Annotated in this window: 19 protein-coding genes; 10 read left to right on the top strand and 9 right to left on the bottom strand. The window is 44.0% G+C overall.

Annotation, left to right across the window (positions count from 1 at the left end):
• The first annotated feature begins 221 nt into the window (after positions 1 to 221).
• From ompR to FTU40_RS02210, 4 genes are all read left to right on the top strand, one after another.
• Positions 222 to 986, top strand: coding sequence for a two-component system response regulator OmpR (ompR, locus tag FTU40_RS02225; protein WP_004278590.1), 765 nt, complete (start codon positions 222 to 224; stop codon positions 984 to 986).
• A 259-nt stretch (positions 987 to 1,245) separates the two neighbouring features.
• On the top strand, positions 1,246 to 2,706 hold the full coding sequence (locus FTU40_RS02220) for an ATP-binding protein (RefSeq protein WP_180039611.1): 1,461 nt from the start codon (positions 1,246 to 1,248) through the stop codon (positions 2,704 to 2,706).
• Between the two features lie 205 nt (positions 2,707 to 2,911).
• On the top strand, positions 2,912 to 4,429 hold the full coding sequence (locus FTU40_RS02215; protein ID WP_180039609.1) for an acetyl-CoA hydrolase/transferase family protein: 1,518 nt from the start codon (positions 2,912 to 2,914) through the stop codon (positions 4,427 to 4,429).
• Between the two features lie 229 nt (positions 4,430 to 4,658).
• Positions 4,659 to 5,309 carry a DsbA family oxidoreductase gene (locus FTU40_RS02210; protein ID WP_005095305.1) on the top strand — a complete coding sequence of 217 codons (651 nt, stop codon included), beginning with the start codon at positions 4,659 to 4,661 and terminating at the stop codon, positions 5,307 to 5,309.
• Positions 5,310 to 5,418: 109 nt separating this feature from the next.
• Here the strand turns inward: FTU40_RS02210 and FTU40_RS02205 are convergent, their stop codons facing one another.
• Positions 5,419 to 5,619, bottom strand: a complete 201-nt coding sequence (locus FTU40_RS02205) for a dodecin family protein (RefSeq protein WP_005095303.1) — start codon at positions 5,617 to 5,619, stop codon at positions 5,419 to 5,421.
• 400 nt (positions 5,620 to 6,019) lie between these two features.
• Here FTU40_RS02205 and FTU40_RS02200 point away from each other — a divergent pair, with 400 nt between their 5' ends.
• From FTU40_RS02200 to FTU40_RS02185, 4 genes are all read left to right on the top strand, one after another.
• Positions 6,020 to 6,187, top strand: coding sequence for a hypothetical protein (locus FTU40_RS02200; RefSeq protein ID WP_171063334.1), 168 nt, complete (start codon positions 6,020 to 6,022; stop codon positions 6,185 to 6,187).
• A 267-nt stretch (positions 6,188 to 6,454) separates the two neighbouring features.
• Positions 6,455 to 6,634, top strand: coding sequence for a hypothetical protein (locus FTU40_RS02195; RefSeq protein ID WP_180039607.1), 180 nt, complete (start codon positions 6,455 to 6,457; stop codon positions 6,632 to 6,634).
• A gap of 9 nt (positions 6,635 to 6,643) precedes the next feature.
• On the top strand, positions 6,644 to 8,038 hold the full coding sequence (locus tag FTU40_RS02190) for a hypothetical protein (protein ID WP_180039605.1): 1,395 nt from the start codon (positions 6,644 to 6,646) through the stop codon (positions 8,036 to 8,038).
• Between the two features lie 92 nt (positions 8,039 to 8,130).
• A complete protein-coding gene (locus FTU40_RS02185) occupies positions 8,131 to 9,252 on the top strand; it encodes a hypothetical protein (protein WP_180039603.1) in 1,122 nt (373 codons plus the stop codon).
• A 428-nt stretch (positions 9,253 to 9,680) separates the two neighbouring features.
• Here the strand turns inward: FTU40_RS02185 and htpG are convergent, their stop codons facing one another.
• The 5 genes from htpG to FTU40_RS02160 form a co-directional block, all read right to left on the bottom strand.
• Positions 9,681 to 11,600 (bottom strand): molecular chaperone HtpG, encoded by a 1,920-nt coding sequence (gene htpG / locus FTU40_RS02180; RefSeq protein ID WP_180039601.1) that lies wholly within the window; start codon positions 11,598 to 11,600, stop codon positions 9,681 to 9,683.
• Between the two features lie 158 nt (positions 11,601 to 11,758).
• On the bottom strand, positions 11,759 to 12,103 hold the full coding sequence (locus FTU40_RS02175) for a lysozyme inhibitor LprI family protein (RefSeq protein ID WP_005095291.1): 345 nt from the start codon (positions 12,101 to 12,103) through the stop codon (positions 11,759 to 11,761).
• A 181-nt stretch (positions 12,104 to 12,284) separates the two neighbouring features.
• The gene (locus FTU40_RS02170; protein ID WP_180039737.1) at positions 12,285 to 12,902 is read right to left on the bottom strand and encodes an OmpW family protein; all 618 of its coding nucleotides are present in this window, start codon (positions 12,900 to 12,902) and stop codon (positions 12,285 to 12,287) included.
• A gap of 331 nt (positions 12,903 to 13,233) precedes the next feature.
• On the bottom strand, positions 13,234 to 14,598 hold the full coding sequence (locus FTU40_RS02165; protein ID WP_005173021.1) for a Na+/H+ antiporter family protein: 1,365 nt from the start codon (positions 14,596 to 14,598) through the stop codon (positions 13,234 to 13,236).
• Positions 14,599 to 14,698: 100 nt separating this feature from the next.
• Positions 14,699 to 15,574: an alpha/beta fold hydrolase gene (locus tag FTU40_RS02160; protein WP_100329327.1), complete on the bottom strand. Its 876-nt coding sequence runs from the start codon at positions 15,572 to 15,574 to the stop codon at positions 14,699 to 14,701.
• 117 nt (positions 15,575 to 15,691) lie between these two features.
• Here FTU40_RS02160 and FTU40_RS02155 point away from each other — a divergent pair, with 117 nt between their 5' ends.
• A complete protein-coding gene (locus FTU40_RS02155; RefSeq protein WP_205668332.1) occupies positions 15,692 to 16,186 on the top strand; it encodes a DUF4442 domain-containing protein in 495 nt (164 codons plus the stop codon).
• 57 nt (positions 16,187 to 16,243) lie between these two features.
• Here the strand turns inward: FTU40_RS02155 and FTU40_RS02150 are convergent, their stop codons facing one another.
• The 3 genes from FTU40_RS02150 to rpoB form a co-directional block, all read right to left on the bottom strand.
• Positions 16,244 to 16,609 carry a hypothetical protein gene (locus FTU40_RS02150; RefSeq protein WP_005095281.1) on the bottom strand — a complete coding sequence of 122 codons (366 nt, stop codon included), beginning with the start codon at positions 16,607 to 16,609 and terminating at the stop codon, positions 16,244 to 16,246.
• 212 nt (positions 16,610 to 16,821) lie between these two features.
• Positions 16,822 to 21,012 (bottom strand): DNA-directed RNA polymerase subunit beta', encoded by a 4,191-nt coding sequence (gene rpoC / locus FTU40_RS02145; RefSeq protein WP_005173031.1) that lies wholly within the window; start codon positions 21,010 to 21,012, stop codon positions 16,822 to 16,824.
• A gap of 177 nt (positions 21,013 to 21,189) precedes the next feature.
• Positions 21,190 to 25,278 (bottom strand): DNA-directed RNA polymerase subunit beta, encoded by a 4,089-nt coding sequence (gene rpoB, locus FTU40_RS02140; RefSeq protein ID WP_100357923.1) that lies wholly within the window; start codon positions 25,276 to 25,278, stop codon positions 21,190 to 21,192.
• Between rpoB and FTU40_RS02135 the strand changes: the two genes are divergently transcribed.
• Positions 25,272 to 25,523: a hypothetical protein gene (locus FTU40_RS02135; RefSeq protein WP_034608820.1), complete on the top strand. Its 252-nt coding sequence runs from the start codon at positions 25,272 to 25,274 to the stop codon at positions 25,521 to 25,523. The genes rpoB and FTU40_RS02135 overlap by 7 nt on opposite strands.
• Positions 25,524 to 25,548: the final 25 nt, after the last annotated feature.

Raw genomic sequence — 25,548 nt, 5'->3', positions numbered from 1 at the left:
TTTTCAGCTTTTCTGAATATAGTTTGCATGAACTTTGCTTTTTATGTTGCTCCAAATCATATTTTTTGTCCATTTAGATGTATATATTTGGTATCTATGTCTTGATTTTAACTGCAATATTTGGTGCTTTAGAGCATAGTCAATTAATATCAATGAATCGTATACTCAAAGCATATTTCATTTTTTGTTTATGACGACAATAAAGAATAAAGGAGCATCTCATGAGTTTAGTTGTACCTGCTGAAAAAGCCGATGCCGTACATACCGAAACAGACCGAGTCGAACGCATCTTGGTTGTTGATGATGATGTTCGTCTGCGTACCCTATTGCAACGTTTCCTCGAAGATAAAGGCTTTGTGGTGAAAACTGCACACGATGCCACGCAGATGGATCGACTTTTACAGCGGGAACTGTTTTCTCTGATCGTGCTCGACTTTATGCTTCCGGTCGAAGACGGTTTAAGTATCTGTCGTCGTTTACGCCAATCCAATATCGATACGCCTATTATTATGCTGACCGCGCGCGGCAGCGATTCTGACCGTATTGCAGGGCTTGAAGCCGGTGCGGACGATTACCTGCCTAAACCGTTTAATCCGAATGAATTGCTGGCGCGTATTCGTGCGGTATTGCGTCGTCAAGTGCGTGAAGTACCGGGCGCACCGAGCCAGCAAATGGAAGTGGTCTCATTTGGCCCCTGGTCACTGGATTTATCAACCCGTACATTGACCCGTGAAGGTCAAGTCGTGACTTTAACCACAGGTGAGTTTGCGGTATTGAAAGCTCTGGTTCAGCATCCACGCGAACCGCTCACCCGTGACAAGCTGATGAATCTGGCGCGTGGTCGTGAATGGGGTGCCATGGAACGTTCGATTGATGTTCAGGTGTCACGTTTACGCCGTCTGGTTGAAGAAAATCCGGCGCGTGCGCGTTATATCCAGACCGTTTGGGGGGTGGGTTATGTGTTTGTTCCAGATGGTGCGGAGTAAATTAATACCTTGATTCATGACGGAGTCTGATGGTTTAAGCTCATTTATAGGGTTTAACCTGCGGTTCGCCTTACTTTTGTTTCGACAAAAGTAAGCAAAACCATTGTCATCCGCAAAACTCGACAACCTCCGTCATTCAAGCAATTCTCTCGCAGAAACATCATTGATCATCTTAAGTCTTGCCTCAAACAGTTGCGGATGACCTTAACGTGTATCCAACTACGGGGGAAGCCTCCCCTTTTGAGCAAAAGGACGCAGTGTGAAACTCGACCCCATCGACCCACAAAAATTTACCGATTTTGTTACCTACTCAGAAAAAAAACGCACCCGTGGGGAACGCTTTCTGGACAAGATCAAACCGCGTTCTGCCGCCATGCGTACCACAGTTCTGGTGGTCTTTGTGGTCTGTTTCAGCCTGTTCATGTCTTTGTGGTTCTTCTGGCGTACCTTATTTTTACCTGAAATCCAGCAACATGCGCGCTATCTGGCCATGGAACTGGAAATTCTCAATAATCCCGATCTGCGCCTGTATCATAAACAGCAGGAAGTCGATATTGATACCTGGTTAAAAAACCGCGTTGGTATTGAATATGTGACCAATCCGGCAGAGTATCCCACTGTCCGGGAAAAAGTGATTGCAGAATTTTTTACCCGGCAGATCGAAACCAAGCTGGCCAAAGAACTACGTATTGAAGAGGCCACGGTCTATTTCCAGTTTAAACCAAGCCCGCGCATCTGGATCCAGACCCCTGAAATGAATGGTCACTGGGTGCAAGAGCCTTTAAAAACCTATGCCAATTATAGTAATGAGCTGATTCTGGGCTGGTTACTGGGCACGCCGATTATTGTCGGCATTATTATCCTGACCTTGGTGCGTCAGCTCAACCGTCCTTTACGCCGCTTGCAGAATGCCGCCAACAGTTATAGCCGCATTGGTTCAGCACCTTATCTGGACACCAATCATGGCCCACTGGAAATCCGTCAGGTCAATCATGCCTTTAACCAGATGATTTATACCTTGGACCAGACCGAGCGGGAACGCCGCATTATGCTTGCCGGTATTTCACATGACTTGCGCACGCCTTTAACGCGGATTCGTCTCAGTGCCGAAATGATGCCCGATGAAGACTTTCTCAAAGAAGGTCTGATTTATGATGTGGAAGATATGGACGCGATTCTGGATCAGTTCATTTCCTATATGCGCGATGGTTCCGATGAAGAACCACAGGACACCAATGTCAATGTATTGCTTCAGGAACTGGTCAAGCAGTTTAAACCGCTCGACATCCGTTTCAGTCCGCAAGAAATACCGATGATTCAGGCGCGCAGCATGTCGCTAAAAAGACTGATTGGCAACCTGATCAATAACTCGAAACGCTATGGTTCAGAACCGATTGAAATCTCTGCACATGTCGAGGAAAACCAGCTGTTAATTTGTGTTACAGATCATGGCGAAGGCATTCCGGAAGACCAGATTGAAGCGCTGATGCAGCCTTTTGTACGGGGAAATTCAGCACGAACCGTCCAAGGCAGTGGCTTGGGACTGGCAATTGTGAAACGGATTGTCGATATTCACCAAGGTCAATTACGCATTCATAATCGCCCTGAAGGCGGACTTGAAGCCATCATCTCACTCCCCTTGAATCAGCTTAACCCAGAGACGCCTCCCCCAGCCACCACACTTGATAAAATCCGCCAAACACTGACTGATCGCTTTTAAGAAACGATCAGTCAGTGAGCAAATGATTTTGTAGTTTTTCTATACAATTCATTTTATATTTCATTAATTCAATCACTTAAAAATCATCATTTTTTATTATACCTACATTTAGCTAAAAAATTAGACCTTAGCCTAACACCTATGCACAATACATTTTTTGAGCGGTACAATCCGTCTCATAGTTTAAGAATTAATGAGAGTTAAAATGTCTTTAGATCGTATCCGTTTAGCCTCCCTACACAACAAAGTCATTAGCCCAGAACAAGCGGCTGAATTCATCAAAGATGGCATGACTGTGGGTATGAGTGGCTTTACTCGCGCGGGTGAAGCGAAGGCGGTTCCTTTAGCTTTAGTTCAACAAGCAAAAGCAAATCCATTAAAGATCACGTTAATTACTGGTGCATCACTAGGAAACGATCTAGACAAACAACTGACTGAAGCTGGCGTACTGGCACGTCGTTTACCGTTCCAGGTCGACAACACTTTACGTAAAGCGATCAACAACGGCGAAGTGATGTTCATTGACCAGCATTTGTCTGAAACTGTTGAACAAATGCGTAACCAACAGCTGAAAAAACCAGATGTTGCGATCATTGAAGCGGTTGCAATCACTGAAGATGGTGGCATCATTCCAACCACATCTGTAGGTAACTCTGCAAGCTTTGCAATCTTTGCTGAAAAAGTAATTGTAGAAATCAATACCAACTTAAGCCCGGCATTTGAAGGCTTACACGATATCTATATCCCGTCATACCGTCCAACGCGTCAAGCGATTCCTTTGACTCAAGTGGATGAGCGTATTGGTACGCATGCGATCAATATCGATCCATCTAAAATTGTTGGTATCGTATTTAACAGCGAATTGCACGACTCTCCATCTACTGTAACCGCACCAGATGATGAGACTCAAAGCATTGCCAACCATTTGATCGCTTTCTTTGAAAAAGAAGTAGCTGAAGACCGTCTACCGAAAAACCTCGGACCTCTTCAAGCAGGGATCGGTTCAATTGCAAACGCCGTATTGACGGGTCTGAAAGATTCAAACTTCGAAGACTTGATCATGTACTCAGAAGTACTACAAGACTGTACCTTTGAATTGATTGATGCAGGCAAAATGAAGTTTGCTTCAGGTTCTTCGATTACCCTGTCTGCTAAATATGGCGAGAAAGTATTTAACAACCTGGAACAATACAAAGACAAACTGGTATTACGTCCACAGGAAATTTCGAACCATCCTGAACTGGTACGTCGTTTAGGTATTATTGGTATCAACACGGCACTTGAGTTTGATATTTACGGTAATGTGAACTCGACTCACGTCTGCGGTACCAAAATGATGAACGGTATTGGTGGTTCAGGTGACTTCGCACGTAATGCGCACCTGGCGATCTTCGTGACCAAATCTATTGCGAAAGGTGGCGACATCTCTTCTGTAGTGCCTTTTGCTTCACATATCGACCATGCGGAACACGATGTAGATATTCTGGTAACTGAACAAGGTTTGGCAGATCTTCGTGGTTTAGCGCCACGTGAGCGTGCCCGTGCAGTGATTGATCACTGTGCACACCCCATGTATCGTGATGCCCTGAATGATTACTTTGACCGTGCTTCTGCAAAAGGCGGCCATACGCCTCATCTGCTTCGTGAAGCGCTGTCTTGGCATTCAAACTTCGAAGAAAATGGTCACATGCTGGCTGTTGAAGCTGCAGTAAAAACTGCATAATTGACTGCATTCGAAAAACGCCCTACGGGGCGTTTTTTTATGGGATTTTTATCTTTCTTGAATAGCCATAAGCAGACTCTCTGGACAAAATCATCAGGCTATCATTCATATTCTCGTCCAATCTTCATGCTGCCAATATGCTGTAGAAATCCCCTTCTGATGCTCAAGGACTTTAAATTCTGATTCTTCACCCTCATACTTAAACACAAGAGTAAATTAGAGACATGACATGCGCGTAGATATCTGGTCAGATGTGGTTTGCCCCTTCTGCTATATTGGTAAAAAACGTTTAGAAGCAGCTGCACAAGAAGCAGGCATTGAACTTGAAGTGCATTGGCACAGTTACCAGCTCGACCCTGAAGCACCAGTGCGCCAGGAAGTGTCCAATTCTGAGCGTCTGGCACAAAAATATGGTCGTAGCGTAGCTGAAGTCGAAGAAATGCAGCGTAATATTGCCGAGATGGCCAAAGCTGAAGGCATTGAATTTAACTGGGAAGGTGCCAACTCAGGCAATACTTTCAATGCGCATCGTATTATTCATCTGGCGCAAAGCAAAGGTTTGGGTACTGATGCACAGGAAGCTTTCTTCTATAGCTATATGACGCAAGGCTTGGCCATTGGAGAGCGTGAAACACTGGAAGATGTCGCAGCACGTATTGGCCTGAATCCGGTCGAGGTCGATGACTTACTGGACTCTGATGAATTTTCCGATTTTGTCAAATTTGATCAGGAAGTGGCACAGGATCAGCTCAAAGTGACTGGTGTACCTTTCTTTGTTTTTGATCAACGTGTGGCCTTGGCAGGCGCGCAGCCTAAAGACGTGTTCTTGCAGGTTTTTGAGAAAGCGCTGGAGACTGCAGCAGAAAATCCGGCTGAATAATACTCAACAGAGAGTTGCAATACGCCTAGGCAATCGAACTCAGAAAATTTATAAAAACATCCCCATTTCAGATGGGGATGTTTTTTGCATGTCATTTACACTCATTGACTTAGTCGACCAGAAAACTAATTTTTAAATTTACACGATATTCCGTGATTTTATTTTCTTTGATGACCACCTTCTGTTCATTGATCCAGGCACCTTGTACATTTTTGATGGTTTCTGTGACTTTTTGAATACCGGTTTGAATCGCATCTTCAAAGCTTTTCGTACTGCTTGAATTAACTTCCACCACTTTTGCAATTGCCATAATGAAACTCTCATTGTAAACATGAATGAAAATCCATCTTAGTTCATTCCCACAGGATTGCAGCAGCGCGTAAACAAGCGACAGCAAAAACTTACATGGATTGAACAAAGCTTTCATCTGAGCAGATGAAAATCTGTTGACCTTATTTTAGCAGTTCATGATATTCAAATTTCCATTGTGACTAACAACCATAAAAGCCCCGTAAACAGCCGAAATCCAGACTAGAGCAAATACACTAATATATTGTTTTGTAGAATAATTTTTCTAATTTTTAGGTGCTGCTTTTGCCGAATCTATCATTTTCTATTCAGCCTTATTTGCTATGATTTCACCCGAATCAAGTTTAAATACTCTCCCCTCTGTTCAAGTTGTTGAACACCCTGATATTAAAGGTCGTCCCATGAATGCTCTTAAATTTGCTTTCGCAGCAACTGTTATGGCTTTTTCTGTTCAAGCATCAGCGCAAATGGCACAAGTGGTTTATCTGCCAGACTTTCCGGCAAGCAAAGCACCTGCTGAAACTGTAAATACAGAAACTGCAACGCCGGCAACTGAAAAAACTGCTTAATACCCAACAAGTTTTTATGCAAACAGGCTGATTGATTCAGCCTGTTTTTTTATATCGATTTAATTTAGCTGCTCTCTGAAGAAAATCTGTATTTTAAAAATTATCGATCATTTCATATTTTGTTATTTTCCATTGATATTGATCGCTTTTTTGTCATTAAATTTACTAGTTTATAAATATAAAACAGTTAAAATAAATCACTATTTCATGTGATCTACGCATATAATTGTAGCAATATAAAAATACTGATAATACAAAAGCATTGTTATGAACAGACTTCAGGCATTGGTGCAGGGCAAAATTTCACCTCAGTCCATTTCTATTGATTTTCTGTTTGAAATGGCAGAACGCCATACAGATCCTCATTCTGCTGAATACAAATTAATCGAGTTGGCGCTGAATATGGTGCTGGCCCAAACTTTGGATAAAGCGCTAAAACATATCTAGAGATATAAAATGAACGCTTTAAAAAAAGCACACTTAGTCAAGGAATTACATGAATTGATCCAGCAACTGGAGCATCAGGCTCTACCTCTGTACGACGTGGCCCGTTTCAAAAAAAGAATTCGTGATATCTTTAATCTTTGTGATGAACCTATTTTTAAAAATCAGATTTTAGCGTTTAAAGCCCAGACCCAGCCTGAACTTGCTGCCTATCAATTTTCCGCCAGTACCCCCTATCATCTAAGTTTTTGTGGTTATTTCACTGAAATTCCAGCTCTGGAAAAGGCACTGTATACCCAGCCAGATATAGGCTGGGCAATTCTACATCATCCTGAGCGTGGCTGGCAGGTCTGGCTAATTCCGGCACCGAAGCATCCTGCACTAAACAGTGAATGGAATGAGTTACAACAATGTTCTATCTGGCTGTCACAGCAACAATTGACAACCGGTCTGCAAGCGGCTCCTCCATTGACTGTACCGGCCTTATCCCTGAATGAAGCAGAAGCCAGCTTAAAAGCGGCGGCAACGACTCGATATCATCGTGGCCGACAAAAAGCAAAAATCAACCCATTAAGCTTAAATCATTCAGATGAATCACACATTCAGATACAGGCCACGTCTGAGTATCTAGATCATCCATTACCCACTGAAACTGCGGTTGTGCAGGAAAAAATTATTGTCCCAGAAGTGATCGATTTTCCCACCGAGATTCAACTGGGAGACGTGATTGCGCAGGTTCAGCCTTTGACTCCGGAAGATACCAATCTCCAGCGGCTTTGTGCTTTAGAATTGGAACCTGATGTCGGGCATCCAGCCTATCTGGATATTGTGCTGTACTATGCCGCAGAAGATCACTGGCAGGCACGCCAAGTTTATTTGGTGGAGCAGCTGAATCGGCAAGGCCAGTTTATTAAATATCTGATGCTTTTGGGTGCATCAAGTCAATTACAGGCGCACTATTGTATTGAGCATTGGTTGAGTCAGCATCAGTATCAGGCTGCTGCGATTAAATCGCTGTCGTGGCCTCAATTAAGTACAGGTTTCACGCAATTGCATCTGTTGTCAAAAGCCTATTTGCAACAAGCAGAAATAGTCTGGACACAACCCGATTATTATCCTTATATTCCGGCAGATTCGATTCAGAAACAAAAATTTATCTCATTTGAGGAAGCCCTTGCGGATTTCTCTACACCGATACTCTTATTGCAAGAACATCAGCGAATACGCGTGATTCATGGTGAAAAACGCCTGTCTCTCGCAGAGGATGAACTGGCCTATCCATCTATCTTGCTGCAACGTGATCAACAGCTAAACTGGCAAAAAATTCACACGATTATTTTAATGATGTCGCAACCCATTCAGGTCATGGAGCTTTATCAGGCAATTCAGACTCAAATCATTGAATAATTGCTGTTATTTTGTAGCTTTAACTTGCTTTTTATCGCTATATTTAAGAAAACTACAGCTGAATAAAAGAATACAAGAGTAATAAATATCTCATGCAAATAAATCGAATTACTCAGATCTTCCTGCTCTCTCTTGGCGTGGGAATCAGCAGTAGCATGTCTTGGGCAAATTCAGTAAAAGATGCTTCTTCAGACCAGGAAAAAAGCTCGGAGAATGTTGAGCCGGTACGTTCAGGACTGCTGGATCAAATTCCGCGTTTGATTGATGCAACACCAACCATTCTTCCAGAGCAGTCGAATACCGCCATCGTCCCGCCAACGCTAGAAACGGAAAATCATTCATGGGCCGATCAGAAACAGAAAAGCATCCGAGAATGGGCAGATCGTACTGCGCATAAAATTGATAACTGGTTTGGTGAAACTGATCCGGATCAGCCGGCTGCCGCCACACTGCGTGTCATTTTGGATAATCGCTGGGATGAATATGAGGGCTATGAGATTAAGCCCCGTATCCGTGGCAGAATCAAACTTCCCACCTTAGAACAAAAGCTGAGTCTGGTCTTCGGTGATGACAGTCTGGACAATGAATTAGACAGTAATGTCGCGATTACCAATGAAAATCCGGCAACATCTGGAGATAAGCGTCTCGATACCAAGCGCGCACGCCAGGATAACAGCTCATTCGCCTTACGCTGGTCGGAATGGTCAGACCGGATTCCTTTTGAAACCGATCTGGATCTGGGTTTACGCTCCGGAGATGATATTTACCTGCGCGTCAAAGCCAGTAAAGATTGGACACTGGAAAATAACTACTTTTTTCATGCCGAACAGATTTATCGCTACGGGATTCAAAGTGAAAACTATTTGCGTACCAATCTGGAACTGATCCATGCCCGTCCCAATCAGGCATTTTTTTCCAATCAGCTCAGCCTGACCTATGCAGATGATCAAGATGACGATCTGACCTGGGACAATTATACCTTTAGGCAACATCAGTTTTTTCAGGACAACCGTTTTAGCTATGGTATTTATACTGGCGGTTATCTAAATGACAAGGATCTACGCCTCAATCGCTGGGGACCGTATGTGTCCTGGAGACAGCCTTTTTTACGTGAATGGTTTTTTGTCCAGACCGACCTCAACTATCTGAATGACCATCGCGAAGATCGTGATCATTATGTTGGTGCTTTGGTGCGTTTAGAGGCATTGTTTTAAACTCAAGCGCTGTGCAAAGCTAAAAAATCCCTCCGTAGAGGTAATGCTGACCAGTTAAAGAGTTTAGAAATAGACTCTTTAATTTTTTAGTCATTCACGGCGGAGTATTAATGTCATAAATCAAATTCTTGTAAATTATTTGTTACTTTGGTTTCGCCCAAATGAGAAGCGAAGCTTCGCAAGGAAGGCATCTTGCGGAGCAACACTCCTCACCGCAAAACTCGTCAGCCACCATCGATTAGTAAATTTGTCGCAGAAACAATCATTTTTAAATCTTACGGTGCAATACACCTCATGCCTCAAACAGTTGCGGATGACTTTTCTATCTATCAGATATAATCATGAATTTGAAAAAGAAAATGCCAGTCAATTCCTTAACTGACTGGCATTACTCCGTAGAGGGATTTTTTAGCTTAGAGCATCATGTATTAAGCAAGCAACAAGCTATTGATACGCTTCACATACTCAGCAGGATTTTCTGGTAATCCGCCTTCTGCAATCACCGCCTGATCAAAGATCACATTGGCCAGATCGTCAAACTGCGCTGAGCCATCCAGTTTTTTCACCAAAGGATGTTCCGGGTTGATTTCCAGAATCGGCTTCATATCCGGTACAGGCTGACCTGCATCTTTCAGCATACGAATTAATTGTGGAGATAATTCCCCTTCTCCAGTCACCAGACAGGCCGGTGAATCGACCAGACGCGTAGTCACGCGCACTTCTTTGGTCTTGTCTTTGAGTGAATCAGTCAGCTTCTCGACCACCGGTTTAAACTGGGCTGCGGCTTCTTCAAGTGCTTTTTTCTCTTCAGCATCCTGAAGATCGCCCAAATCAACTGCACCCTTAGACACGTTTTGCAACGGCGTGCCATCGAACTCATTCACAAAGTTCATCGCCCATTCATCTACGCGTTCGGTCATGAGCAGAACTTCAATGCCTTTTTTCTTGAACAGTTCTAACTGCGGTGAATTCTTTGCAGCATTCAGGCTGTCTGCAGTCACATAATAGATGGCTTTCTGACCGTCTTTCATGCGTGCTTTATAGTCTGCCAATGAAGTGCTGACTTCATCATTGTTCGAGGTTGCATAACGCAGCAGTTTCAAAATACGTTCACGGTTGGCAAAATCTTCGCCTAGGCCTTCTTTCAAGACTGAAGCAAATTCCTGATGGAAAGTCTTGAATTTTTCCTGATCTTTTTCATCTTCAGATTTGGCCAGATGATCCAGAATCGTCAGGATACGGCGGGCATTCCCGTCACGAATGGTTTTCACATCGCGGCTTTCTTGCAGCAACTCACGGCTGACGTTCAGTGGTAAATCCGCACTGTCTACCACGCCTTGTACAAAACGCAGGTAATTCGGAATCAGATTATCCGCATCATCCATAATAAAGACGCGTTTCACATACAGCTTGATACCAGCTTTGGATTCGCGGGTGAAAATGTCATGTGGGGCTTTGCTTGGAATATACAATAACTGGGTATATTCAGTGCTGCCTTCCACCCGGTTATGCGCCCAGGCCAATGGCACCGTGAAATCATGGCTTAAGTTTTTGTAGAACTCGACATATTGTTCTTCAGTAATTTCAGACTTGCTCCGTGTCCAGAGTGCGCTGGCCGAGTTAATCGCTTCCCACTCATCAGTCTTGACATACTGGCCACCTTTCGGTGTTTCCCCTTCAGCTGCTTCTTCTTCCTGCCAGACTTCTTTTTGCATCTGGATTGGCAGGCTGATGTGGTCTGAGTATTTATTGATGATCTGTTTGACTTTATGGCTTTGCAAATAGTCCAGCGCATCGTCACGCAGATGCAGAATAATATCGGTACCACGACCTGCTTTTTGAATTTGTTCAACTTCAAATTCACCAGTACCACCACTGATCCAGCGTACGCCTTCAGATGCATCTGCACCGGCACGACGTGATTCTACCGTGATCTTGTCTGCCACAATAAAACCGGAATAGAAACCGACCCCAAACTGGCCAATCAGCTGGGCATCGGCCTTCTGGTCACCGGTCAGTTTAGACATAAAGTCTTTGGTGCCCGATTTGGCAATGGTGCCTAAATTATCAATAGCTTCCTGTTCGCTTAGACCAATTCCGTTATCTGAAATGGTAATGGTCTTATTCTCTGCATCAAGGCTGACACGAACACGTAAATCCGGATCATTTTCATAAAATTCGGGATGATTGATCCCTTCAAAACGCAATTTGTCACAAGCATCCGAGGCATTCGAGATCAGTTCGCGCAGAAAAATTTCAGGGTTTGAATAAAGCGAATGGGTCACGAGATGTAGTAACTGAGCCACTTCAGCCTGGAAACTATGTTTTTGTGCGTTAGACTCTCTCATTAATCACTCCTTTTATTTTAAATACAGGTCAATACTGTTGCCTATATGAATGGAGTGAGTTCCTCAATTTTCAATAGTCAGTTGTATATTTTTTCACAAGATATTTTTGAGCACTTGATCTGGCAGGGTTTTAATCTTTGCCAGACCGACTGTCAGACTTAATAAGGCCCAAGCTTATAAATGCGCTGAAACTGCAAGTCCAGTTGCTGTTGCCGCATATTATAGACTTGGTTCAGGCAAGAGACCGACTCCAGACACTGGTCGCGAAACTGCAACCATTTGACCTGATCGCGCTGAATCACTGAACGCGTGCCCATCGGAACCATACGCCGTAAGATATGATAGCTGGTACTCATTTTCACATCAGCATCATTGAGCAGACGATGTTCACAAATGGCTTTTTCGGTCACGGTTTCAGCTTTCTGACAATCAAAACTTGCGGCATAGGCAGGTGCGACCAATAGGCCGCAGAAGATCACAATACTCTTCATTAAAAATCTCATGCTGATCTTCCTTATTATTCAATTATTAAGTCGTATTCAATTAATATTTACTTTATTCGCTTTAATATATTTGAACATTGCCAATCTGCTCAATTTCAATAGGTTATAAATCGTTGTTATTTTGAAAAAAAGCCTCATACAAGATGAGGCTTTTGGAAAATCAATCCAGAAAAATGCAAGCTTAGAATTTATAGCTATAGCCGACTGTATATACCCAAGGATTTACCTTTAATTCACCCAAGTCGACTTTTGTACCATCAGGCTTTGTCAAAGTAAGATCTGTTTCAACTTGAGCGTAGCGAACATCTGCAAATACACCCCAGTTTTTAGCATCGGCTGGCTGGAAGTTAAAACCAACCTGACCGGCTACACCATAAGCGACATCTGCATCAAGCTTATGACCTGGTAATGCAATTTCTTCATCCCATGGAACAACTACGGTAGCACCCACACCAATATACGGGGTAAAGCGGGTTGAGTTTTTAAAATTGTATTTTGCTGTAAGAGTTGGCGGTAAATGCTTAAAAGATGCGATATCCTGCCCTGCTGAAGAAACATCATGCTTAAAAGGTGTTGCCAGTAATAATTCAGCTGAAAAATTATCATTAAAGAAATATTCTACAGATGGTGTAAAGCCATATTCTTGAGATGCTTTGACATTATCAAATGCACCGCCTGCCAAAACATTTTTGTCTTCTGATGGTGCTAAAGAGCTAGCACCGACTTTCACTTGCCATTGACCCGCCATCGCTGATGCAGAAAGACCCATTAATGCAATTAGAGCAACTTGCTTTAACATTTTTAAATACCCCACTGGAAGATTATTTATTAAGAATTTAAATATTAATTTAATGATAAACATGGAGGGATTTAATATGCAATAGTTATTATAAAACTAAATTATAAATATTATTTAAGTTATTGTTTTTATATATTATTTATTTTAAATATACTAAATTGGTTGGTTTTAATACCAACCAATCCAATCAGAATTAAATAGCCATATTTAGATAAAATTAATTCATTTTTATATTTAAAATCATTAAAACATGTATTTTAAATATATATTATAAAGCCATTTAAAATACCCTTGAGTGAATTTAATATTCACTCAAGTCCGTATAATTAAATTACAGCACCATCGCCGCGATCCAGCCAAAAATCATCAGCGGGATATTAAAATGAATGAAGGTTGGAACCACACTATCCTTCATATGGTCATGCTGACCATCCATATTCAGACCGGATGTTGGGCCTAGAGTTGAATCTGACGCTGGAGAGCCGGCATCGCCTAAAGCCGCCGCAGTCCCGATAATGGCAATGGTCGCAGCCGGGCTGAAACCAAACTGGATACACAGCGGAACATAAATAATCGCCAGAATGGGAATAGTCGAGAAAGACGAACCAATGCCCAATGTGATCAGCAAACCAATCAACAGCATCAGAAATGCGGCCAGTGCCTGACTATTACCAATCCAGTTTACTGATGCTTCAACCAAGGTTGGTACCTGATTAGTCGCTTCAATCACCGCGGCAAAGCCTTGTGCCGCAATCATGATAAAGCCAACTAGCGCCATCATGCGCATACCGGTAATGATCACATCATCCGCTTCTTTCCATTTAAAGATCCCGGCACAACTCAGGATTGCGACACCGACCAGACCGGCCAGAATCATCGAGTCTGAATAAAGCTGTACCGCCAATGTGGCAATAACTGCAAGGCCGGCCATCCAGATGGTAAATTTGGCAATCTGCGGTTTAACCTGCTCAGCCACACCCAATTCAGCGGAAATACTTTGCTGTTCCTGGACATGAATATCTTGATATTGACGTGGTTTGCGATAGCTAATAAAGATCGCCACCAATAAGCCCACAAACATACCGAATACTGGAATTGCCATCGCAGATGGAATCTGGTCATAGCTAATTTCAAATCCATATGGCTTACCAAAAGTATTGATGTTATGACCCAGAATGTCATTCAGGAAGATGGCACCAAAACCGACCGGAATCAGCATATAGGTGCCTACCAGACCAAAGGTCAGCAAACAGGCAATCAAACGACGGTCGAGCTTTAAATGGTTAAATACAGTCAATAATGGTGGAATCAGGACTGGAATAAAGGCGATATGTACCGGAATCACGTTCTGGGAAAATACCGCAGCAATGGCTACTGTAAAAAAGATCAGATATTTCACCCGGTTTTGTGCTTTAAAATCAGCCTCACCTTTTAAGGTGTTGATCATTTTATACGCCAACAAATCCGGCAAACCTGAACGTGCCAACGCCAAAGCAAATGCACCTAAAATACCGTAAGCCAAGGCAATTTTGGCACCGCCGCCCAAGCCATTGTTAAACGCGTCCAAGGTTCCCTGAAGGCCAAGACCTGCCAGTAAACCACCCGTAACAGCACCAATGACCAGGGCAAAAACCACAGGTACACGTGCCAATGAGAGTCCGAACATGACTCCAATAGCAGCAAGAATTGCGAACATAATGAATCGGAATAGAGAGAAAGCGGCTATTTTATCAGAAAATTCGGATAAAAATTCCGCCACTTTTCCTTTCAGCAGTCATGTTCAGTGCTGGGGCTGATTAAACGACTTCAGCAGATTGACGCTGAATAAAGTGATCAATTAATTGAGCCACTTGTTCTGGCTGGCTCAGAATTGCCCAGTGATTGGCGTCCAGTTCCACTTTAGATAAATTATCGACCCATTTTGCCATCTCATCGACCAGATCAGGCCCGACAAACTGGTCATATTTCAGTACAATCGCTTGTACCGGACAGATGGCAAAGCGCTGCCGTGGTCGGGCCAAACGCGGTAAAAAATTGGCCCGATATAGGTTTACCCCATACTTGCCATCTTTGACGATCTTCGGGTTCAGCGGCAGATCGTCCCGTCTTTCTAATTGCCGGACAATCTTGGCCCAGCGCTGCGGATTAAAAAAATTCCAGGCCAAGGGGGCTAGTAAAGGTAACTGAAATACCGCGATATACCAGGACTTGCTCATTTGCTTTAAAAATTTTGCTTTGTCTTGATTGAACTGCTCGCGCATCCAGAAAGCAGCATGATCCAGACAAGGGCCAGACAGCGTGCTATAAGACAGAATTCGGCCTTTGAATCTTAAATCTGTGACAGATTCCCAAGACTGAATTGAACCCCAGTCATGCGCTGCCAGATGAAAACCACGATTCGGCAATACCTTGCTCACTACCTCTTCCAGATCCTGACTTAAGCGTGCCAGGCGGTAATCCGAAATTTTTTGAGGAATACTGGACTCACCTGCGCCGCGCACATCATAGCTCACAACAAAATAATCCTGACTCAAATAAGCAATGACTGGCTCCCAAACTGCTTGATGATCGGGGTAGCCATGAACCAGTACCAATGCCGGCCGTGTGGGCTGTCCGTAAGTTTTAACGCAAAGACGCTGCTGATCCGTGGTATCGACCCATTGCATTTCCATGTTTTGATCCTGTTGTTGTTATTGACCGCATAGTTTATAAATCGGAATAATTTATCAATGCCAGCGCATTTTTGTTGCTCTAGTATGCATAACTACACAAGAAAAAAGAATGTCAGCATGAGCCTATTCCAGAAAATTCAAAAACTGCCCTTGGTTTCAAAATTTATTCTGAACCGCTATGCCCCCTATCGTGGTGCAGGCATCGAAATTGATAAAATTGATTTTAATCATTATCACATTCGGGTCAAAATGCCACTGACCCGTAAAAACCAGAATATTGTCGGCGTCCATTTTGGTGGCAGCTTATATTCAATGGTCGATCCATTTTATATGCTCTTACTGATGCATCATTTAGGGCCGAAATATATCGTCTGGGATAAGGGCGCGAGTATCCAGTTTTTAGCACCGGGTCGCGGCACCGTCTTTGCTGATGTGCGCATCTCTGCTGAAGAAGTCAGTACTATTATTGACCTGGCTGCTGACTATGCACCGGTATATCGCCATTACCAGCTCAATATCTATGATGAGGCTGGCGTTCGAATTGCCGAAGTACAAAAAACGGTTTATATCCGGCGCAAACAAAGCAAAGGAAAAATTCAAAAAACTGGATAAGGTAAAAGCGCCACATGGGCGCTTTTAGATCTGAATCGATTTAAAGTCAGTGCAGACTTAACGACGGCGGTTATCCTGTTCGATCGCAGCACCTGCGCCACCACCGATTGCACCACCAATCGCAGCACCAGCATTCCCACCGAATATGCTTTTACCTACAGCTGAGCCTACAGCACCGCCGACACCACTATAGGTCGCATTACGGTTTGAGCCACCTTGGGACTTACTTCCCACGGCTGCGCCTGCACCACCACCGACTGCAGAACCAAGACCACCCCCGACACTATTACCTACACCACCACCGACTGCACCACCTAAGGCGGCAGCACCGATACGCTGCTCATTGGCAGACATACTTTCACAACCTGCCAGCATAAAGGTGGAGAGAGTTGCAACTGCCATCACACCCATTAATTTTTTCATGACTTTGGCCTTCCTTTTCATACTTTAATTTAGCTTATCTTCATTTTATAAAACTAAAACATGGAGCGTGTTACTTCTCTCGGTATTCCTGCTGAGTTTTGTAAGTATCAATGGATTATTCCGCTGTTTAGCCTTTAATTAGCTTTTAATTTTTATGTATTTAAGACAAAAAAAGACGCCCGAAGGCGTCTCTTTTTTAGCTTTAACTTGAATTAGAATTCTTCGTTAAATGCCTGACTTAAAGCTTGATCAACATCAGAGAAGTCATTGTGCAGTTCAAATTCTGCAGCTTCTGCTTCTTGACGACGACGCTCGAGATGGTAAGCCAAACCTGTACCCGCTGGGATCAGACGACCTACAACCACGTTTTCTTTCAGACCGCGTAAGTCATCTTCTTTACCTGTTACAGCCGCTTCAGTTAACACACGAGTTGTTTCCTGGAACGATGCAGCAGAGATGAACGAGTCAGTCGAAAGCGACGCTTTGGTAATACCCATCAACAGACGTTCAAACTTCGCAGGGAACTTGTTTTGTGCAAGAACTGCTTGGTTTTCTTGTACAACACGGATGTAATCCACTTGTTCGCCTTTGATGAAGCTGGTATCGCCACCATCAGTGATATCCACTTTACGCAGCATTTGACGTACGATGACTTCAATGTGCTTGTCGTTGATTTTTACACCTTGCAGACGGTATACGTCCTGAACTTCGTTCACGATGTAGTTGGTCAGCGCCACTTCACCTTTCAGACGTAAAATGTCATGCGGGTTCTGTGGGCCGTCAGAAATGGTTTCACCACGGTTCACATGTTCGCCTTCGAACACGTTAATGGTACGCCATTTCGGAATCAGCTCTTCGTAAATCTCAGAGCCATCATCCGGTGTAATCACCAGACGGTTCTTACCTTTGGTTTCTTTACCGAAACTCACAACACCCGATACTTCTGCAAGGATTGCATGCTCTTTCGGCTTACGTGCTTCGAACAAGTCAGCTACACGCGGTAGACCACCGGTAATATCACGGGTACGTGAAGATTCTTGTGGTACACGACCAATAACGTCACCGACACCAATCGTTTCGCCATCACGGACAGAAAGAATAGTGTTTTGTGGCAAGAAGTAGAACTGTTCAGTGCCTTCAACTGTGTCTAACACTACAGCAGGACGCAAATCTTTACCTGACGCAGGACGTGAAGTCACTGGCAAGATTTCGATGGTTGACATACCTGTTGCATCATCAGTTTTCGAAGTCACGGTCACGCCATCAGCGATCTGGCTGAAACGCACTTTACCTGCAACTTCTGTTACCAATGGATGTGTATGCGGATCCCAAGTCGCCACGATACCGCCTGCTTCTACAGCTTCGCCATCTTTTAGCAAGATAGATGCACCGTAAGGCAGTTTATAGCGCTCGCGCTCACGACCTAAATCATCCGCAATACCGATCTCACCTGAACGTGAAGTCGATACCAAGTGACCTTTGGCATGTTGTACTGTTTTCACGTTGTGGAAACGCACTGTACCCTGGTTACGAACTTGTACGCTGTTTGCAGCAGACGTTCGGCTTGCAGCACCACCCACGTGGAAGGTACGCATAGTTAACTGTGTACCTGGTTCACCAATTGATTGAGCTGCCATGACACCAACAGACTCACCCGGGTTCACCTGATGACCACGCGCCAAGTCACGGCCGTAACATTTCGCACATACACCGAAAGTAGACGCACAGTTTACAACCGAACGTACTTTAATTTCGTCGACACCTTGGCTTTCGATAAACGTCGCCAGTTTCTCGTCAATTAAAGTATTACGTGGAAGCAGAACTTCGTCTGTACCGACACGTTTCACATCTTCAGCAACCACACGACCCAATACTCGTGCACCCAAGTTCTCGATGACATCGCCACCTTGAATGAATGGTGTCATTACTAGACCGTCGAAGGTGCCACAATCTGGCTCGGTAATCACCAAGTCTTGCGCAACGTCTACCAGACGACGCGTCAAGTAACCAGAGTTCGCAGTTTTCAGTGCTGTATCGGCCAAACCTTTACGCGCACCGTGTGTCGAGATGAAGTACTGTAGTACAGTCAAACCTTCACGGAAGTTCGCTTTAATAGGCGTTTCAATGATCGAGCCATCCGGCTTCGCCATCAAACCACGCATACCCGCCAACTGACGAATCTGAGCTGCCGAACCACGGGCACCCGAGTCAGACATCATGTAGATCGAGTTGAATGATTTTTGCTTCTCGTCTTCACCCTGTTTGTTTTTAACAGTCGTGAAAGACAAGTTGTCCATCATCGCTTTAGCAACCTGGTCATTGGTACGCGCCCAAATATCGACCACTTTGTTATAACGTTCGCCGGCAGTTACGAAACCTTGTTCGAACTGTTGTTCGATTTCACGAACTTCAGCTTCCGCTTTACCAATAATGACTTGTTTTTGCGGTGGAATAACCATGTCTTCCATACCGACAGATACACCTGAACGCGTCGCCTGACGGAAGCCTAGGTACATCAATTGGTCAGCGAAGATAACAGTATCTTTCAGACCCAATTTACGGTAGCAAGAGTTAATTAACTTAGAGATGTTTTTCTTGGTCATCTCAACGTTAATTTGCTGGAAATCCATACCTTCAGGCACAACTTCCCAAAGTAGGCAGCGACCAGGTGTGGTATCTACAATAATGGTTTGATGTTCACGGTTGCCATCTTCATCGATGACAGTCTGGTGTACACGTGCTTTAACGCGAGCGTGTAGATCAACCTGACCTGTTGCCAGTGCACGGTTTACTTCGTGAGTATCCGCGAACACCATGCCCTCACCTTTGGCATTGATTGCATCACGCGTGATGTAATACAAGCCCAAGACCACGTCCTGAGACGGTACGATGATTGGCTCACCGTTCGCTGGAGACAGAATGTTGTTCGTCGACATCATTAACGCACGAGCTTCAAGCTGAGCTTCAAGTGTTAATGGTACGTGTACCGCCATCTGGTCACCATCGAAGTCGGCGTTAAACGCAGCACATACAAGTGGGTGTAGACGGATCGCCTTACCTTCAATCAGGATCGGTTCAAATGCTTGAAGACCTAGACGGTGAAGTGTTGGCGCACGGTTCAACATCACTGGATGTTGACGGATCACGTGAGCAAGAACGTCCCAAACTTCTGGCGTCTCGCGCTCAACCATTTTCTTCGCAGCTTTAATGGTGGTTGCTTGACCAGATGCTTGTAGTTTCGCGAAAATGAATGGCTTGAACAGTTCAAGTGCCATTTTCTTCGGAAGACCACATTGGTGCAAACGCAGGTTTGGACCAACGGTAATGACCGAACGACCTGAGTAATCGACACGTTTACCCAATAAGTTCTGACGGAAACGACCTTGCTTACCTTTGATCATATCTGCCAAAGATTTAAGCGGACGCTTGTTTGAACCGGTAATTGCACGACCACGACGACCGTTATCTAACAATGCATCGACAGACTCTTGCAACATACGTTTTTCGTTACGTACGATGATGTCTGGCGCTGCAAGGTCAAGAAGACGCTTCAAACGGTTGTTACGGTTAATCACACGACGGTAAAGATCGTTCAAGTCAGAAGTCGCGAAACGACCACCTTCAAGTGGTACCAACGGACGAAGGTCTGGTGGCAGAACTGGAAGTACAGTCAACACCATCCATTCTGGCTTGTTGTTCGAATCGTTGAATGCTTCCATCAACTTCAAACGCTTAGAGGCTTTTTTCAGCTTGGTTTCTGAAGTTGTCACAGGAATTTCTTCACGAAGACGCGCAATTTCAGCTTCAAGATCGATGTCTTTCAACAAGTCTTGAACCGCTTCAGCACCCATTTTCGCTGTGAATTCATCACCGTGTTCTTCCAACGCATTGAAGTATTCTTCATCGTTCAGAAGCTGGTATTTCTCAAATGGTGTCATACCAGGATCGGTAACCACATAAGATTCGAAATACAATACGCGTTCGATATCACGTAGCGTCATGTCTAATAATAGACCGATACGGCTCGGCAATGATTTCAAGAACCAGATGTGTGCAACTGGAGAAGCTAGCTCGATGTGACCCATACGTTCACGACGAACTTTCGCAGTTGTTACTTCAACGCCACATTTTTCACAAATGACGCCTTTGTATTTCATACGCTTGTATTTACCACACAAGCATTCGTAATCTTTTACTGGACCAAAGATTTTGGCACAGAATAAACCATCACGTTCAGGTTTGAACGTACGATAGTTAATGGTTTCTGGCTTTTTAACTTCACCGTGAGACCATGACTTAATCATTTCTGGTGACGCAAGACCAATACGGATGCGGTCAAACTCTACAGGAGCATGACCGTCTGAATCCGTCTTTTTGCGCATGATATCGAGCAAGTCTTTCAATTTTTTTCTCCGTGTGTCGAGGAGATTTTCACTTCTCGACTGGGTCACAAATATTGTTTTTAACTGAATTGGGAATCCCAAGAATCCCCCTAAATCCCCCTTTATAAAGAGGGACTTTCCCCTCTTTCTTAAAGAGGTGAGAAGCACTGCTTCGCAAGGGAGATTCAATGGAACTAATTAGTCACCATTTTTCAGTTCAATGTTGATACCTAAAGAACGGATCTCTTTGGTCAATACGTTGAACGATTCAGGCATACCCGGGTCCATATAATGGTTACCATCTACAATATTCTTGTAGATACGGGTACGGCCTTCAACGTCATCCGATTTCACAGTCAGCATTTCTTGTAGCGTATATGCTGCACCGTAAGCTTCTAGTGCCCAGACTTCCATCTCACCGAAACGCTGACCACCGAATTGTGCTTTACCACCCAGCGGCTGTTGCGTGACTAGAGAATAAGAACCAGTTGAACGCGCATGCATCTTGTCATCAACTAAGTGGTTCAGTTTCAGCATGTACATATAACCTACAGTTACTGGACGGTCGAAACGCTCACCAGTACGACCATCATATAATACTGTCTGACCAGTACTTGATAGACCTGCAAGTTGTAACAATTCTTTGATCTGACCTTCTTCAGCACCATCGAATACAGGTGTTGCCAAAGGCACACCAGCACGCAAGTTACCAGAAAGTTTCAAGATTTCATCATCAGTCAAGCTGTCAAGATCTTCTTGCTCGCCACCAACTTTGTTATAAATCTTGTCCAGGAAATCACGAAGCTCAAGTACAGTACGCTGTTCTTTCATCATCTTGTCGATTTGATCGCCAAGACCTTTGGCAGCCATACCTAAGTGAGTTTCAAGAATCTGACCCACGTTCATACGCGATGGTACGCCCAGCGGGTTCAGTACGATATCAACAGGTACACCATTGGCATCGTGTGGCATGTCTTCTACCGGCAAGATGTTTGATACAACACCTTTGTTACCGTGACGACCCGCCATCTTATCACCCGGCTGGATGCGACGTTTTACAGCAAGATAAACTTTAACTACTTTCAATACGCCAGTCGTCAGTTCATCGCCTGTAGAAAGTTTGCGTTTTTTCTCAGCAAATTTCTCGTCAATTTCGAAGCTCTTCTCTTTCAAGAACACTTGAATTTGAGTTAAACGTTCAGCAATTGCTTCATCAACTGGTTGAATTTCAAGAAGATCAACAAGCTCTAAACCAGACAACACGTCTTCAGACAGTTTGTCGCCACGTTTAGTTGTACCGCCACCATTCGACTCTTGGCCATTCAGTAGACGGATTACACGTTCACGTGCAGCTTCTTCGAAGATTTTGAATTCTTCTTTCAAGTCTTTACGGTATGCATCCAATTGCGCTTTTTCAATTGCTTGAGCACGTTCGTCTTTTTCAAGACCGTCACGTGTAAACACTTGAACGTCAATGACTGTACCTTTAGTACCTGATGGAACGCGTAAAGATGAATCTTTAACGTCAGCTGCTTTTTCACCGAAGATTGCACGAAGCAATTTTTCTTCCGGCGTTAGCTGCGTTTCACCTTTAGGCGTCACTTTACCAACAAGAATATCACCTGCTGTTACTTCAGCACCGATGTAAACAATACCTGATTCATCAAGTTTAGAAAGCGCTGCTTCACCCACATTCGGGATATCGGCCGTGATTTCTTCAGCACCAAGCTTAGTATCACGTGCGACACATGACAATTCCTGGATATGAATCGAGGTTAAACGGTCTTCTTGAAGTACACGTTCTGAAAGTAAGATCGAGTCTTCGTAGTTATAACCGTTCCAGGTCATGAATGCGACGCGCATGTTTTGACCAAGCGCTAGCTCACCGCCATCAGTCGATGGACCATCGGCCAATACATCACCACGACCCACTTTATCGCCCAGGTTCACCAGAACTTTCTGGTTGATACAGGTGTTTTGGTTTGAACGGGTGTATTTGATCAGGTTATAGATATCTACACCTGCCTCACCTGCGATCATCTCTTCTTCGTTCACACGAATGACTACACGAGATGCATCAACAAACTCGATACGACCACCACGCTGAGCGATCACACATACACCAGAGTCATGTGCTACGTTCGCTTCCATACCCGTACCTACGAGTGGTTTGTCAGCGATTAACGTAGGAACAGCCTGACGTTGCATGTTTGAACCCATCAATGCACGGTTGGCATCATCGTGTTCAAGGAACGGAATCAGTGACGCAGCCACAGATACAACCTGCTGAGCAGATACATCCATATGCGTTACTTTTTCCGGTGGCATGCGTACGAAGTCACCTTGGTGACGTACAGATACAACTTCTTCTAATAAATTACCATCAGCATCTACTGCAGAATCGGCCTGAGCAATCACAGTACCCACTTCTTCAATCGCAGACAGGTATTCAATGTCCATGGTTACACGGCCATCAACTACTTTACGGTAAGGCGTTTCCAGGAAACCGAAGTTGTTCGCTTTAGCATATACAGAAAGCGAGTTGATCAAACCAATGTTTGGACCTTCCGGCGTTTCAATTGGACATACACGACCGTAATGCGTTTGATGTACGTCACGTACTTCAAAGCCCGCACGTTCACGCGTCAAACCACCGGGACCAAGTGCTGATACACGACGCTTGTGCGTGATTTCAGACAACGGGTTGTTTTGATCCATGAACTGAGACAACTGGCTTGAACCAAAGAATTCTTTGATTGCAGCAGCAACAGGCTTCGCATTGATTAGATCTTGCGGAGACAGGTTGTCTGTTTCAGCTTGAGATAAACGTTCTTTAACAGCACGTTCTACACGAACCAGACCGACACGGAATTGGTTTTCTGTCATTTCGCCCACAGAACGAACACGACGGTTACCCAAGTGATCGATATCGTCGACTTCACCTTTACCGTTACGGATTTCAACTAATGTTTTCAATACATCAGTGATATCTTCGTTCGAGAGAATACCTTCAACTTCACGCGACTTCTGGTCTGTACCCACTTCATAAGGACGACCCAAACGACGGTTGAACTTCATACGACCGACTGGAGACAAGTCATAACGCTCAGAAGAGAAGAACAGGTTATTGAACAGGTTCTCAGCTGCTTCTTTGGTTGGTGGCTCGCCCGGACGCATGACTTTGTAGATTTCGACCAATGCTTCTTCACGAGTGGTCGTAGTATCTGCACGTAGAGAATCTGCAACGAATGAACCACGGTCGATATCATTGGTGAACAGAACATTAAACTGCTTCACGCCGCCTTCTGCAATTTTCACCATGACTTCATGGCTCAATACGGTATTTGCAGCAATCACGTCGCCATCTTTTAATGCGATGTCTTCAGCCGTGATACGCTCATACAAATACTCATCAGGCACTGCAAGTTTTTCAAGACCTGAAGCTTCCATCTGACGTACATGACGCGCGTTAATACGTTTACCTTGTTCAACGATTGCCTTGCCATCTTTATCCAAGATGTCAAATTGTGCCATTTCGCCGCGCAGACGTTCCGGCACCAAGTCAATTTGATAGCTACCCATGTCAAGATATACAGGGACTTTCTCGTAGAACATGTTGAGAATGTTTTCGTTGCTATAACCCAGCGCACGCAGCACCACAGTCGCAAGTAATTTACGACGACGGTCAATACGTACATAGACCAGGTCTTTGGCATCGAATTCAAAATCTAACCATGAACCACGGTAAGGAATGATACGCGCTGAATAAAGGACTTTACCACTTGAGTGAGTCTTACCTTTATCGTGGTCAAAGAATACGCCTGGTGAACGGTGTAATTGAGATACGATTACACGCTCGGTACCATTAATTACAAAGGTCCCGTTATCCGTCATCAATGGCATCTCGCCCATATAGACTTCTTGTTCACGTACGTCTTTAATTGACTTCGTTTCACGATCTTTCAGGATCAAACGAATTTTTACACGCATTGGTGCTGCATAAGTTGAGCCACGAAGAATACATTCGCGTACATCAAACTCAGGCTTACCAAGACTATACTCAACAAATTCTAAAGCAGCATTGCCAGAATAACTTTCTATAGGAAAAACTGAACGAAATGCGGCTTGGAGACCGATATCTTCGCGGTTTTTTGGTGATTTGCCATCTTGTAAGAACGTTCTGTACGAGTCGACTTGAATCGCGAGCAGGTACGGAGCATCCATAACGCTAGGCAATTTACCAAAATTCTTACGGATCCGTTTCTTTTCGGTATATGAGTATGCCATCTGGAGTCCTCGGAAAGTGTAAACCAAGCCCGCCTGCAGAACGGGCTCAGAAGGAATTACGCTGGCCGATATGGCCACCACTCTTTACAAATGCTGCAATTTTTAGTGGTATTAAAACGCTTATCAATATTTTTTTACTGAAAAATATTGGTAAACGTTTGTTCATTATGTTTATTTTTAATTTGTATGATTTTTATATCATGCAAACAAAAATCGAGCCGATTATTGTAACGCAAAAAGGCTGATGACCCAAGAGCCATCAGCCAATTT

This window comes from Acinetobacter sp. YH12100, from assembly GCF_013419135.1.
In the GTDB taxonomy this organism is placed as follows: domain Bacteria; phylum Pseudomonadota; class Gammaproteobacteria; order Pseudomonadales; family Moraxellaceae; genus Acinetobacter; species Acinetobacter pseudolwoffii.
Note: the sequence above shows the minus strand (reverse complement) of the source record. Positions and strands in the feature narration are given on the sequence as shown.